Source organism: Micromonospora sp. NPDC049044 (assembly GCF_040649215.1).
Lineage (GTDB): Bacteria > Actinomycetota > Actinomycetes > Mycobacteriales > Micromonosporaceae > Micromonospora.
This window is the reverse complement of sequence record NZ_JBEZFA010000016.1, coordinates 61,345-74,171: the sequence shown is the minus strand read 5'-3', so window position 1 is coordinate 74,171 and position 12,827 is coordinate 61,345. Positions and strand designations below refer to the sequence as shown.

At 71.6% G+C, this 12,827-nt stretch carries 12 protein-coding genes; 6 read left to right on the top strand and 6 right to left on the bottom strand.

The genetic code is table 11. The features are described 5' to 3' along the window. Positions 1-9: 9 nt before the first annotated feature. Positions 10-840: an ABC transporter ATP-binding protein gene (locus tag AB0B85_RS15910; RefSeq protein ID WP_357407764.1), complete on the bottom strand. Its 831-nt coding sequence runs from the start codon at positions 838-840 to the stop codon at positions 10-12. A 129-nt stretch (positions 841-969) separates the two neighbouring features. On the opposite strand from AB0B85_RS15910, the gene AB0B85_RS15905 reads away from it, so the two are divergent. Further along, entirely contained in the window at positions 970-1,977 is a 1,008-nt protein-coding gene (locus AB0B85_RS15905) for an ATP-binding cassette domain-containing protein (protein WP_357407762.1), read from the top strand. Next, positions 1,974-2,984: an ABC transporter permease subunit gene (locus AB0B85_RS15900; RefSeq protein WP_357407760.1), complete on the top strand. Its 1,011-nt coding sequence runs from the start codon at positions 1,974-1,976 to the stop codon at positions 2,982-2,984. Before AB0B85_RS15905 ends, AB0B85_RS15900 begins: the two co-directional genes overlap by 4 nt. Before the next feature lie 159 nt (positions 2,985-3,143). On the opposite strand, the gene AB0B85_RS15895 is transcribed toward AB0B85_RS15900, so the two are convergent. Continuing rightward, a complete protein-coding gene (locus AB0B85_RS15895; RefSeq protein ID WP_357407758.1) occupies positions 3,144-4,319 on the bottom strand; it encodes an ROK family transcriptional regulator in 1,176 nt (391 codons plus the stop codon). A 169-nt stretch (positions 4,320-4,488) separates the two neighbouring features. Here AB0B85_RS15895 and AB0B85_RS15890 point away from each other — a divergent pair, with 169 nt between their 5' ends. Next, entirely contained in the window at positions 4,489-5,943 is a 1,455-nt protein-coding gene (locus AB0B85_RS15890) for a glycoside hydrolase family 3 N-terminal domain-containing protein (protein WP_357407756.1), read from the top strand. 276 nt (positions 5,944-6,219) lie between these two features. Here AB0B85_RS15890 and AB0B85_RS15885 read toward each other — a convergent pair whose 3' ends face one another. After that, entirely contained in the window at positions 6,220-6,882 is a 663-nt protein-coding gene (locus AB0B85_RS15885) for a GNAT family N-acetyltransferase (protein ID WP_357407914.1), read from the bottom strand. Positions 6,883-7,035: 153 nt separating this feature from the next. Between AB0B85_RS15885 and AB0B85_RS15880 the strand changes: the two genes are divergently transcribed. After that, a complete protein-coding gene (locus tag AB0B85_RS15880; RefSeq protein WP_357407754.1) occupies positions 7,036-7,230 on the top strand; it encodes a DNA repair protein in 195 nt (64 codons plus the stop codon). Positions 7,231-7,361: 131 nt separating this feature from the next. Continuing rightward, the gene (locus tag AB0B85_RS15875) at positions 7,362-7,880 is read left to right on the top strand and encodes a hypothetical protein (RefSeq protein ID WP_357407752.1); all 519 of its coding nucleotides are present in this window, start codon (positions 7,362-7,364) and stop codon (positions 7,878-7,880) included. Positions 7,881-7,890: 10 nt separating this feature from the next. On the opposite strand, the gene AB0B85_RS15870 is transcribed toward AB0B85_RS15875, so the two are convergent. Then, positions 7,891-8,619, bottom strand: coding sequence for a Clp protease N-terminal domain-containing protein (locus tag AB0B85_RS15870; protein WP_357407750.1), 729 nt, complete (start codon positions 8,617-8,619; stop codon positions 7,891-7,893). A 153-nt stretch (positions 8,620-8,772) separates the two neighbouring features. On the opposite strand from AB0B85_RS15870, the gene AB0B85_RS15865 reads away from it, so the two are divergent. Further along, on the top strand, positions 8,773-9,588 hold the full coding sequence (locus AB0B85_RS15865; RefSeq protein ID WP_357407911.1) for a DUF72 domain-containing protein: 816 nt from the start codon (positions 8,773-8,775) through the stop codon (positions 9,586-9,588). Between the two features lie 10 nt (positions 9,589-9,598). Here AB0B85_RS15865 and AB0B85_RS15860 read toward each other — a convergent pair whose 3' ends face one another. Both AB0B85_RS15860 and AB0B85_RS15855 read right to left on the bottom strand, forming a co-directional pair. After that, on the bottom strand, positions 9,599-11,428 hold the full coding sequence (locus AB0B85_RS15860) for a glycoside hydrolase family 15 protein (protein ID WP_357407910.1): 1,830 nt from the start codon (positions 11,426-11,428) through the stop codon (positions 9,599-9,601). A 169-nt stretch (positions 11,429-11,597) separates the two neighbouring features. Continuing rightward, positions 11,598-12,803, bottom strand: a complete 1,206-nt coding sequence (locus AB0B85_RS15855) for an FUSC family protein (protein ID WP_357407748.1) — start codon at positions 12,801-12,803, stop codon at positions 11,598-11,600. Between the last annotated feature and the right edge of the window lie 24 nt (positions 12,804-12,827).

Below are 12,827 nucleotides of genomic sequence, written 5' to 3'. Positions count from 1 at the left end.
TCCTGGCGCTCAGGCGGCCCGGGCGGTGTAGCGGTCGCCCCGGCGTTCGACCACCAGCGGCAGGCCGAACGTCTTGGAGAGGTTGTCGCCGGTGAGCGTCTCGGCGAGCAGACCCTGGGCGACCACCCCGCCCTCGCGCAGCAGCAACGCGTGGGTGAACCCGGGCGGGATCTCCTCCACGTGGTGGGTGACAAGCACCATCGCCGGGGCGTCCGGGTCGTACGCCAGCTCGGCGAGTCGGGCGACCAGGTCTTCCCGACCGCCCAGGTCGAGCCCGGCGGCGGGCTCGTCGAGCAGCAACAGCTCCGGGTCGGTCATCAGGGCGCGGGCGATCTGCACCCGCTTGCGCTCACCCTCGGAGAGGGTGCCGTAGCGGCGCTCGGCGAGCCCACCGACGCCCAGTTGGCTGAGCAGTGCGCGCGCCCGCGCCTCGTCGCCCGGGTCGTAGTTTTCCCGCCAGCGGCCGACCACCGACCAGGCGGCGGTCACCACCACGTCGCTGACCCGCTCGTCGGCGGGGAGCCGTTCGGCGAGCGCGGCGGTGGTGAGCCCGATCCGGGTACGCAGCTCGTTGACGTCGGTGCGGCCGATCCGCTCGCCGAGCACGTGCGCGACACCGGTGCTGGGGTGCAGCCGACCCGCGGCCAGGTTGAGCAGTGTGGTCTTGCCGGCACCGTTGGAGCCGAGCACCACCCAGCGCTCGTCCAACTCGACGCGCCAGGTCAGGTCCTGCAGGAGGGCGGTGCCGGAGCGGCGTACCCCGACGCCGTCCAGGCTGACCACCAGATCCGGGTCCACAGGCACGGCGCCGGCAGCGCCAGGGATCAGGTCACCAGTCACGGCACCATCCAACCACGCAAGGGCGCAGCGCCCCCCACGGGCAGCGCCCCGGCCATAGGGTGAAGCGCCGTGTCGTTGATCACCAACCCTGAGGACGCTGATGTACCGGCAAGATTCGGAGCCGCGCGGATGAGCGCGGTCATCGAGATCGAGGGTCTGCGCAAGACCTTCCGCAGCCTGCGCAACGGCCGGCGGGTGGCGGTGGACGGGTTCGACCTGCTGGTCGAGGCCGGTCAGGTGCACGGCTTCCTGGGCCCGAACGGTTCTGGCAAGACCACCACCCTGCGGGCCCTGCTCGGGCTGGTCCGCGCCGACGGTGGGCGGATGACAGTGCTCGGTGAACCGTCGCCGGAGCTGCTGCCCCGGGTGGCGGGACAGGTCGGCGCGATCGTCGAGAGCCCGCAGTTCTTCGGCAACTTCACCGGGTACCGCACGCTGCGCCTGTTGGCCAGGGCCGGTGGGGTGCCGGTCTCGCGGGTGGACGAGACGCTGGACCTGGTGGGTCTGCGTGACCGGGCCGACGAGCGGGTGAAGGGCTACTCGCTCGGCATGAAGCAGCGCCTCGCGGTGGCGTCCGCGCTGCTGAAGGACCCACGGTTGCTGATCCTGGACGAGCCGGCGAACGGGCTGGACCCGGCGGGCATCCGGGAGATGCGTGACCTGATGCGGTCGCTGGCGGCCAACGGCGTGACCGTGTTGGTGTCCAGTCACATCCTGGGTGAGATCCAGTTGATCTGCGACCACGTCACGATCATTTCGCGCGGGCGCCGGGTGGCGGCCGGTCGGGTGGACGAGGTGCTGGCGGGCCACGACCGGCACGAGTTCCTGGTGCGGGTGGCCGAGCGGGAGCGCGCTGTCGAGCTGCTGCACGCGGCCGGGCTGACGGCGGTCGTCGACGGCGAGGCGCTCGTGGTGAGTGGCGTGAGTGACCCGACGGAGGTCAGTCGGGTGCTCGGCGAGCAGGGGCTGTGGGTGGGCGAGCTGACGCCGCTGCGGCCGGATCTGGAGAGCGTCTTCCTGGAACTGACCGGCGGGTACCAGTCGCCGTCGGTGCCCCGGCAGGTCGACGGCTCGGCGCCGCCGGACGGCGAGCGGGGCGAAGCTGTGATTGACCTCGATCGGGGAGTGGACGCGTGAACCTGGTTCGTGCCGAGGTGGAGCGGCTCTCCGGTCGTCGCTTCGTGCAGCTCATGGTCGTCCTGTTGGCGTTGGCGTTCGCCGTGACGGCGGCGACCACCCTGGCCGGCTCGCACAAGCCGAGTGCCAGCGAGCTGAACTCGGCGCGGGAGCAGGCCGCCGAGCGGCGGCAGAGCATGGAGGCTGCCTACCAGGAGTGCCTGGCCCGGCAGAGCGGGTCGTTCCCGGGTGAGGACAGCGGACGGTACCTGCCCGCCGACTGCTCCGAAATCGACCCGGTGCGTCAGGAGCGCTTGCCGATCGTCGCCGACTTCCTGCCGGGGGTGTTCAGCTTCGCCCAGGAGGCGCGGCCGCTGCTCTACTTCCTCATCGCGTTCCTGGTGCTGTTCGGTTTCCTGGTCGGTGCCTCCTACATCGGCGCTGACCTGAACTCCGGCGGTGTGGTGAACCTGCTGCTCTGGCGGCCACGCCGGTTGACGGTGCTCGGGGCCAAGTTGGGCACCCTGCTCGGTACGGTGCTGGTCCTGGCGCTGCTGGCCTCGGTGGCCTACCTCGCCACGTTCTGGGTGATCGGGCAGACCGCCGGGTTGCCCAGCCAGTTGGACGGCGATTTCTGGGCGTCCCTCGGTGCGGTACACGGCCGTGGCCTGGTGCTTGTGTTGCTGGCCACGGCGCTTGGCTTCTCGATCGCCACGCTGGGTCGGCACACCTCGGCGGCGCTGGGGGCGGCTGCCGCGTACCTGGTGGTGTGGGAGTTGGGGGCGCGACTGGTCCTGGAAATCGTTGATGCCCGCCGGCCGGACCAGTACATGCTCTCCAGCTACATCGCGGCGTGGCTCACCGGCAAGGGCGAGTTCTGGGATCCGCAGCGGTGTTCCTCCGACACCGGCTTCTGCGACGGCACCTACAGCCTGACCTGGGGCCCGGCCCTGGCGGTGTTGCTCGTGCTGACCGGCGGCCTGACCGCTGCGGCGTTCGCCGTGTTCCGTCGCCGCGACCTGCTCTGAGTCGCGGTCCACCGGGCCGCCCGCCCAGCCGCGGGCGGCCCGGTGGCGAGCCGTGCCCCGGCGACCCGAGCGCTCTCCGGGCGCCGTGGCAGCACGACAAGAGCTTGCAACCTTTCAAGCACCGGTGAAATATTCCTTCACATGACCGGCGCAGCGGGCTCAGCCGACGGTGGAGCCGAAGACCTCGTCGCGCACGGCGTCCAGGGCGGTGCGCAGCGCGCCGTGCAGGATCGGCTCCTCGGTCAGCCCGGTCGGCACGACGCGCGGCTGAACCAGGGTGATCGCGGCCACCTCGTGCTGCACCCGTTCGGCGAGTGCGGCGCCGCCGGCCTGGCCCACCTCGCCGGCGAGCACGACAAGCGGCGGGTCGAGCACCACGCAGGTGCTTGCCACACCGAGCGCGAGCCGACGCGCCAACTCGTCGAGCATCGGGCCGCCGTCGGCGCCGGCCGCGACTGCCGCGCGCACCGCCCCGGCGGCGTCGGTGTCCGGGTAGCCGTGTTCACGGGCCAGTTCCCGGACCGAATCCGCACCGACCAACTGCTGGAAGGCGGGCTTGGCGCGGCGGGAGACGTCGCGTGGGATGGGCGTGCCGGGCACCGGCAGATAGCCGATCTCACCGGCCGCACCAGTGCTGCCGTGGTGCAACCGCCCACCCAACATGATCGCCAGGCCCACGCCCGCGCCCACCCAGACCAGCACGAAGTCCGCCAACCCCTGCGCGGCGCCGGACTGCGCCTCGGCCACGGCGGCCAGGTTGACGTCGTTCTCGAAGACCACAGGGGTGCGCAGGTCGTCGCGCAGCGCGGCGAGCAGACCGCTGTGCCAGCGCGGCAGGTTGAAGGCGAACGTGATGTCGCCGGTGCCCGGATCGACCAGGCCCGGGGTGCCGAGCACGATCCGTCGTACGCTGCTGAGCTGCGCCTGGGCGCTGCTGGCGGCCCGCACCACCGCGTTGTGCACGACGCCCACCGGGTCGTCGGTGTCCCGGGTCGACTGCTCCACCCGGCCGATGACCGAGCCGGTGATGTCGGCACAGGCGGCCACCACGCGGTCCGGCCCGACGTCCACGCCCACCACGTGCGCGCTGCCAGGGCTGACCGCGTAGAGCTGGGCGTTCGGCCCCCGCCCGCCGGCCTGCTCGCCGACCCGCGTGACGAGACCGCGCTCCTCCAACCGCTCGACGAGTTGGGAGGCGGTGACCTTCGACAGCCCGGTCAGCTCGCCGAGCCGGGCCCGGGTGAGTGGACCGCGTTCGAGGAGCAGTTCCAGTGCCGCACGGTCGTTGAGCGCCCGCAACAGACGGGGGGTGCCGGGCAGCCGGGTCGCACTCATGACACGTCCTCTAGTTTTAGTAAACTTTGCTAACTGTAAACCGACCTGCGAACGGGTAGCCGTAGCGTATCGGCCACCCGGAGGTGGGACGCTCCGCCGATTCGGCAGGGCGGGCACCACCACCGGTACGACGTTTCGTACCCGCAGGGGCACCGAAGGGGGAGATCGCGTGGGGCTGGATCCAGGACTGCGCCGGCTGGCGCTCGGCACGTTGCTCGCCGCGTACCCGGGACCGGTCCCGCCGGACTGGGCGATCGACCTGCTGGCCGACGGCCTGGCCGGGCACACCCTGTTCGGCACCAACGTGCACGACCCGGCCCAGGTGGCAGCGAGCACCGCCGCGCTGCGCTCCGGTCGACCGGACGCCCTGATCGCCATCGACGAGGAGGGCGGTGACGTGACCCGGCTGGCGCACTCCACCGGCAGCCCGTACCCCGGAAACGCCGCCCTCGGCGCGATCGGCGACGTGGCGCTCACCCGCCGGGTCTACCAGTCGATCGGCGCCGAACTGGCGGCGCTGGGCATCACCGTCAACCTCGCCCCGACGGTGGACGTCAACACCGCCGACGAGAACCCGGTGATCGGCACCCGGTCCTTCGGCGCGGAACCGGTGCGGGTGGCCGCCCACTCGGCCGCCGCCGTGACCGGGTTGCAGGCCGCCGGTGTGGCCGCCTGCGCGAAGCACTTCCCCGGCCACGGCGCCACAGTCGCCGACTCCCACCACGAACTGCCCACAGTGGACGCATCGCTGAGCCTGCTCCGCCAACGGGACCTGCCGCCGTTCGGGGCGGTCGTCGCCGCCGGGGCCCGCGCCGTGATGACCGCGCACATCCGGGTGCCGTCGCTCACCGGCGCCGATCCGGCCACCTTCAGCCGGGCCGTCCTTGTCGACCTGCTCCGCGCCGACCTCGGCTTCACCGGCACCATCATCACCGACGCGCTGGAGATGAAGGGGGCCGCCCTGGCTGCCGGCGGGGTCGGCCCGGCCGCGGTCCGTGCCCTGGCGGCCGGCGCCGACCTGCTCTGCATCGGCGCGCGGGTCGACGCCGACCTTGTCGAGCGGGTGGCCGCCGAGATCGTCGACGCCCTCGCCGACGGCCGGCTGGCGATGGCCCGGGTCGAGCAGGCCGCCGGTCGCGCCGCCGAGCTCGCCGCCTGGACCCGGGCCGCCGCCGGGTCGTCGACGGCCGGGGACACCGAGTTGGGGTACGCGGCAGCGCGGCGCGCGGTCCGGGTGGACGGGGAGCTCACCGGCCTGGACCGCCCGCTCGTGGTGCAGCTGCACACCGAATCGACGATCGCCGAGGGGCGGGTGCCGTGGGGACTCGGCCCCCACCTCGACGGGGTCCCGGAAATCCGCGTGATCGCCACCGAGACCGACCCGGCGACGCTGCGCGGGTTGGCCGGGGACCGTCCCATCGTGCTGGTGGGGCGGCACCTGCACCGCCTGCCCGGCGGCCCGGAACTGGTCGCCGGGCTGGCCGCCGAGCATCCGGTGACAGTGGTGGAGATGGGGTGGCCGGCACAGTGGCGCCCCGCGGGCGTACGCGCCTTCGTCACCACCTACGGCGCGAGCCACGCCAACGGCCGCGCGGCCGCCGAGGCGCTCGGGCTGGCCCGCTGAGCGTCTCACGGCGGCCACCGGTCCCGACAGGTCACGATGGTGCACGCTACGTTACCGAGCCGGCCGACACCCTCAATCAGCTCAACCGCAGGTCAAGTCCACTTTTCGACACTCCGAACCGACAGCTCACACCTTGCCCCACGCCAATTCGATACGTAGCGTGATCGACACGTGCCGGCCCGAGGTGGGTCGGCATTCCGAAACCGGGGCCTGGGGGGGAGGTTGCGGACCGTGGATCCGGCCCGGGATCCACGGTCCGCCCGCGCCCGGCGCCGCTCAGCGCGGATAGACCCCGTACGCCCGCCAGCCCCGATCCGGAAACCCGGCCGCGTCGGCGACCCGGGCCGAGGCGACGTTGTCCCGCTCGTGCAGGTAGGTCGGCACCGCCCCCTCGTCGAGGACCCGCCGGGCCGCCTGTGCCACGAGTTGGCGGGCCAGGCCGCGACCCCGGGCCACCGGTGCGGTGCCGACGGCCAACTCGTGCCCGTACGCGTCGTGCCGTTTGATCCCGACACCGGCCAGGTAGTCGCCGTCCGGGTCGCGGACCACGAGCACCGGCCGGTCGAAGAGCCGCAGCCAGGGCGGCAGCCCGGGAGCCGTCGGCGGGGTCCACTCCCCCACGTCGGGAAGCGGCGCGGGGGACACACTCCACCGGAAGGAGCCGTCGTGCACGCACCAGTCGGGCAGCCCCACGGCCTGCGGCAGCGCGGCGAGCAACCGGTCCGGGGTACGCCGGAGCAGCGAGCGGATCGCCGCCACCCGGTCCGGCGCGACGGAGAGCACGCCACTGCGCCCGGTGTCCACGGCGAGCGCGGGGCGCAGCCTGCCGTCCCAGGCCGGTGCGGCCCGCCGGTGCGAGGCGACCACGTGCAGCCCCGCTCCGGCTGGCCACTGGCCGAGCCAGGTGGCCAGATGCAGATGGACCCGCCGGTCGAGCATGTCCACCTCCCCGTCGGTCCACCCGTCGTGGATCACCGTACGCCGGCTGGGCCGGCCGGGCGGACGATCGGTCGGGACACCTCGACCGGACGCACCGATCGACCGTCATAGGTATTTCCTTACCTGGACACCTTTGTTTGCAACGGTAGGGCCATGCCGAATGAGCCGTACCATCGCTATCAGCAGGACCCCGAGTCGCGCTGGCACGCGGCGCAGACCGCACGCGGCATCCCGCCGCAGCCCCGTTACCGGAATCCCCGCCGAATCGGCGGGAGCGTCCTGTCCTGGGCGGGGCTGAACAACCTGGCCGCCGGCAGTTCCAGCCGGCACCGGCCGAACACGCACTGACCCGCCGGCCCGGGTGCCCGCGGTGCGTCGGGTGGCGACACACCGGGGAGGTCCAGCGCGGGCTTTCGCACACCTGTCGGGTAATTTCTTGTGGTCCGGCATCCCGGCCTACGACAGGAGAAGCTCCGCGCATGGGCAAGAAGACGATCCACGTCTCCGACTTCACCGGCACGGTTCTGCAGCAGGACGACGAGGTGGTGCGCGTCGTCGTGCTGGAGCACCCGGACCTGGTCGCCGGGCCCGTGCAGTTGGACGCCACCCCGGGCGAGGTGGAGAACATCGACGACGCCGCCCTGGACGTGGCGGTGGTGGAGATCCACGACCGGCACGGTGGCGGCGAGCCGCGTCGAGTGGTGTTGACGGCGAGCGAGTTCGACGCGATGGCCACCGACGTACCGATGGCGCGGTTGCTGCGGACGGCCGAGCGGGTCCGCCCGCCGAAGGCCCGCAAGAGCGCCGAGAAGATCGACTACAGCACGCTCGAGCACGCCGGCAAGCCACACCGCGGCCGGGTCACCGAGGAGGAGGCCCGACTGGTGCGCGAGCAACTTGACGAGGTCAACAAGCGCCTCGCCGACGCGGGCGTGCGCCAGATCGATCCGACCGATCCGGAGCACGCCCTGCGTTACGGCTTCCCCGAGGCACCCTGACGTCGGGTCCTCACTGCGGCGCGGTGAAGGCGGCGAGCGCGGCGGCCAGGTCGGCCTCGACCGTCGCCTTGTCCAGGCCGAGATCGGTCAGCACGCCGGTGCCGTCCTCCTGCTCCAGCAGGGCGAGCAGGAGGTGTTCGGTGCCGATGTAGTTGTGCCCGAGGCGCAGCGCCTCCCGGAAGGTCAACTCCAGCGCCTTCCTGCCGCGCGCGTCGTACGGGATGAGGTCCGGGACCTGCGCGGCCGGCGGCGGGAGGACGGCGGCGACCGCCTCCCGCACGGCCTCGGCGGTGGCACCCCGGCCGGCCATCACCCTGGCCGCCAGCCCCTCCGGCTCGGCCAGCAGGCCCAGCACCAGGTGCTCGGGGCGGATCTCGGCGTTTCCGCTGGCGCGGGCCTCCTCCTGGGAGGAAATCACCACATTGCGGGCCCGGGGCGTGAACCGCCCGAAGGATTCGTTCAGGTCGAGCGGCGTGCCATCTGTCGCCTTCGGCACGAAGCGCTTCTGGGCCGCCTGCTTGGTGACCCCCATACTGCGGCCGATGTCGGTCCAGGAGGCGCCCGAGCGGCGGGCCTGGTCGACGAAGTGCCCGATCAGGTGGTCGGCGACCTCGCCGAGGTGATCGGCGGCGATGACCGCGTCGGTGAGCTGGTCGAGCGCGTCGGTGTGTGCCTTCTTGATGGCCTGGATCAGGTCGTCGAGCTTGACGGTGTTGCTCATCGGAAGAGGTTCTGTCATGCGTCAACCATAGGTTGACGACCTGACTTCGTCAACCACGAGTTGACGACGGTCGGCGGTTGGTGGGCGCGGTGGCCCGCTACGGTGGGCTCCGGTCGAAGCGCGGGGTCACCGGCGGGAAGGGCGGGCATGCGTCTGCACGTGGGGTGCGCGATGTGGAGCCACCGGTCGTGGCCGGGACACCCGCTGCCACCGGCGGAGCGCCTGCGGCACTACGCCAGCTGGTGTGACGCCGTGGAGGGCAACACGACGTTCTACGCGACCCCGGCCCGGGACACCGTGTCGTCGTGGGCCGCGCAGACGGATTCCGACTTCCGGTTCGTCCTCAAGCTTCCGAAGGTGATCACCCACGAACGCCGGCTCACCGCCGTCGGCGAACCGCTGCACGCCTTCCTGGACGCGATCGAACCGCTCGGCCCGCGCGTACACGCCCTCTGGATCCAGTTGCCCGGCTCGTTCGCCCCCGCCGACGTCCCGACCCTGCGCCGCTTCCTCGGTCAACTCCCGCAGTCACACCGGTACGCGGTGGAGGTCCGCCATCCCGCGTTCTTCACCGACGCCGACGCGGCCCGGCTGCTGGAGGCGACCCTCGACGTCGCGTCCGCCGAGTGGATCCCGTTCGACACCACCGCCTTCTTCGCGAGCCCACCCAGCAGCGACGCCGAGCGGGACGCCTGGACCAAGAAACCACGCGTGCCGCGCCGAACGGTGGCGCTCACCGACCGGCCGATCGTGCGCTACCTCGGCCGCGACGACCCGGTGCGCACCGTCGAGGGGTGGCAGCGCTGGGTCGACACCACTGTCACCTGGCTCCGCGAGGGGCGCTCGCCGACGGTGTTCATCCACACCCCGGACAACGCCGACGCGCCGGTGCTCGCCCGCCGATTCCACGACGAGGTACGGGCCCGCGTACCCGCACTCGACGCGCTGCCCGAACCGATACCGGTCGAGCCCCTCACCCTCTTCTGACCCGGGGTGCTCAGCGCCGCTCGTCGAGGAGGCCGTCCAGGTGGGCGGCGGTGCTGATCAGCGACAGGTGGCTGAACGCCTGCGGGAAGTTGCCGATCTGCGCACCGGTCGGGGCGATCTCCTCCGAGTACAGCCCGAGCGGGCTGGCGTAGGTGAGCATCTTCTCGAAGGTCAACCGTGCGTCATCGAGTCGACCGGCCTGGGCGAGCGCCTGGACGTACCAGAAGGTGCACATGTTGAAGGTGCCCTCGGTGCCGGCCAGGCCGTCCGGCGAGGCCCTCGGGTCGTAGCGGTAGACCAGGCTGTCGGAGACGAGTTCGGCGTCCATCGCCTTCAGCGTCGACTCCCACATCGGGTCGGTAGGTGAGATGAAGTTCAGCCCGGGCATCGCCAGGAGCGAAGCATCCAGGATCTCCGACCGGTAGTGCTGCACGAACGCGCGCCGCTGCTGGCTGAACCCACGGGTCATGACCTGCTCGTAGATCGCGTCGCGTTCGGCAGCCCAGCGGGCGGTGTCACCGGGGCGCCCCCTGCGCTGCGCGATGCGGATTGCACTGTCGAGTGCGACCCAGGACAACACCCGCCCGTAGGTGAAGTCCTGACGGCCGGACCGGGTCTCCCAGATGCCGTCCTCGGGTTGGTCCCAGTGCGCACAGAGCCAGTCCATCAGCCCTGTCGTCTTGCGCCAACCCTCGTACGGCGGGATCAGCCCGTTGCGGTCGGCGAGTTCCAACGAGAGGAGCGCCTCCCCGTAGATGTCGAGTTGCAGTTGGCCCGCCGCACCGTTTCCGATCCGCACCGGGGCCGAACCGCAGTACCCCTCCAGGTGATCCAGCACCTCCTCCGACAGGTCCGGTGAGCCGTCGATCCGGTACATCACCTGGAGGGGGATGTCGCCGTCGCGGGCCGCACGAATACGGGCGTCCAACCAGAGCAGATACTTCTGGGCCTCCTCGGTGAAGCCCAGGCTCAGCAACGCGTGCACCGAGAAGGACGCGTCCCGGATCCAGGTGAAGCGGTAGTCCCAGTTGCGCTGCCCGCCGATCTGCTCCGGTAGGCCCGCGGTGGGCGCGGCGACCAGGGCGCCGGTCGGCGCGTACGTCATCAGTTTGATGGTCATCGCCGACCGCTCGACCATCTCCCGCCAGCGACCCGTGTAGCGGGAACCGCCCGCCCACCGCCGCCAGTAGTCGCGGGTCTCGGCGAGCAGTTCGCACGCCTCGTCGGTGCTGAGCGCTCGGGGCGCGTGTGGGGAGGCCGTCTCCAGGGTGACCCCGCCGATGTCGCCGTGGCGAAGCGTGAACGACGCGGACACGCCCTCGGTGTCACGTCGGATGTCCGTCGCGTTGAAGATCCGTTCCACGTTCTTGAAGGCGGCGAGGGTGAGGGTGAGCGTCCGACTCCGGAAGACGTCGCCCTCGGGGTGCACCTCCAGCTCGTACGGGTCGCGCCCGTAGTTGAACCGTGGGCGGCAGTCGAAGCGGAAGCGCATGCTGCCCCGGACCATTCGGACCAGTCGGATCAGGCGGTGCTGGTCGGTGGCGCGTTCGCCGGTGACGGGCATGAAGTCCAACAGCTCGCCCACGCCGTCGGCGCTGTGGAAACGGGTGATCAGGATCGGCGTACCGGGCAGGTAGAGCTGCTTGCTCGTGTAGTCGACGCCGTCGGGCGACAGCTGGAAGTGGCCGCCCCTGCGACGGTCCAGCAGCGCGGCGAAGACGCTCGGCGAGTCGAAACGCGGCGCACAGAACCAGTCGACTGTCCCATCCGTGCTGATCAGCGCCGCGGTCTGCAGGTCACCGATCAGCCCGTGGTTCTCGACCGCCGGGTAGCTCTCCACGCTCTCCCCCGCCATCAGTCGTCGCGACGGCGGCGACTACCCGGGAACCGGGGTGCGTACACGCCCCGACACCGTCGAAACCACTCGGTGGCGCGCACCACCTTTCCGTGCTGGCCTCGCTCAAGCCGACCTGACGTGGCCGGCTCCCACGCGGGCGCCGCTTGTCGGCTCAGTCCCACTCTTCCCGGTCCGCCGTCTGCCGCACCAGCGCTGCCGCCCTGTCGGTCTCCAACCCGCTGGCGATGAGGAGGTCCTGGGCGGCGGTGCGGAAATCACCCGTGGCGATCATTCCCGAGTAGCCCAGCCGGTGGGTGTGCGGGCGGGTGGGATCTGGCGCGGCGCCCCCCTGGGCCTTTCCGATCAGCTCGACGGCCGTCAGGATCTGCTGGCGCGCAACCTTCGGCTCGGCCTTTGCGCGGATGGCGCATCTCAGGGTCTGGATGCTGGTGGCCAGCAGGTCGACGGCCGTGGCGAACTCCTCCGGCAGCGGCTCCTCATCCCGGAGCGCTTTGACGAGTCTGCGCGCGATGGCCCGAAAGGCGTAGAAGCTGCGCTCCATATGTCGGACGGCCTCGGAGTAGAAGTCCACTGACCGACGTTCGTGCCACCGTGTCGGTGCCAGTCGCGCCACTTCCTGGGCAGCCCCGAGACCCTCGTCCAGCGCGGTCATCCGCGGTCCAAGAGTCCGTAGCTTGCCCAAACTCTGCTCGGCAACCCCAAGGTCCCGACGACGCAGCGCCGTGGCCAGGTCGTGCAGGATGGCGAGTGTCGGGTCGATGATCGGTTCGGCCAGCCGCCGCACCGTCCGCCGCGGGTGGATGGGCACCAACAGCAGGCCGACCACCAACCCGACCAACCCGCCGACCGCGGCGTCGACGAAGCGGGGGATGGACAGATCACGCACGGGTGGTTCCAGGGTGGCGATGAGCACCGCCGTGCCTCCGGCCTGGGTGAGCAGTGATCCACCACCCTTGAGCAGCACGGCGACGATGATCGCCAGCACGACGACCACACCGGTCTGCCAGGCGCCGATGCCGAACAGCGGCATGAGCAGGTCACCGACGGCAAGCCCGAGGACCACCCCGACCAGCAGCTCGATGGTGCGCCGCACCCGTGACCCCATCGAGGCGGCCACGATGCCGACCGCCGTGGTGGGCGCGAGGACCGGGGTCGGATTGTCCAGGAACTGGTACCCCACGAACCAGGCGACTGACGCCGCGACGCCGGCCTGCACGGCGAGCAGCCCGAACAGGCGCAACCGCCAGGCGCGGATGCGTACCGTGCGCCAAGCCCGCTCGCGCAGGCCGGCCAACCGTCGGGACACCCCGTTCGGTTCCGGGCCGGGGTGGGCCGTCGGCTCCTGCTTCGCGGGCATTCGCGCCGCTTACCCGCCGACGGC

What these genes read in the sequence shown, in the direction of transcription:
- AB0B85_RS15905 (WP_357407762.1), top strand. Translation starts at nt 970, where the DNA reads ATGAGCGCGGTCATCGAGATCGAGGGTCTGCGCAAGACCTTCCGCAGC.
- AB0B85_RS15895 (WP_357407758.1), bottom strand. Translation starts at nt 4,319, where the DNA reads ATGAGTGCGACCCGGCTGCCCGGCACCCCCCGTCTGTTGCGGGCGCTC.
- AB0B85_RS15885 (WP_357407914.1), bottom strand. Translation starts at nt 6,882, where the DNA reads ATGCTCGACCGGCGGGTCCATCTGCATCTGGCCACCTGGCTCGGCCAG.
- AB0B85_RS15880 (WP_357407754.1), top strand. Translation starts at nt 7,036, where the DNA reads ATGCCGAATGAGCCGTACCATCGCTATCAGCAGGACCCCGAGTCGCGC.
- AB0B85_RS15875 (WP_357407752.1), top strand. Translation starts at nt 7,362, where the DNA reads ATGGGCAAGAAGACGATCCACGTCTCCGACTTCACCGGCACGGTTCTG.
- AB0B85_RS15870 (WP_357407750.1), bottom strand. Translation starts at nt 8,619, where the DNA reads ATGACAGAACCTCTTCCGATGAGCAACACCGTCAAGCTCGACGACCTG.
- AB0B85_RS15865 (WP_357407911.1), top strand. Translation starts at nt 8,773, where the DNA reads ATGTGGAGCCACCGGTCGTGGCCGGGACACCCGCTGCCACCGGCGGAG.
- AB0B85_RS15855 (WP_357407748.1), bottom strand. Translation starts at nt 12,803, where the DNA reads ATGCCCGCGAAGCAGGAGCCGACGGCCCACCCCGGCCCGGAACCGAAC.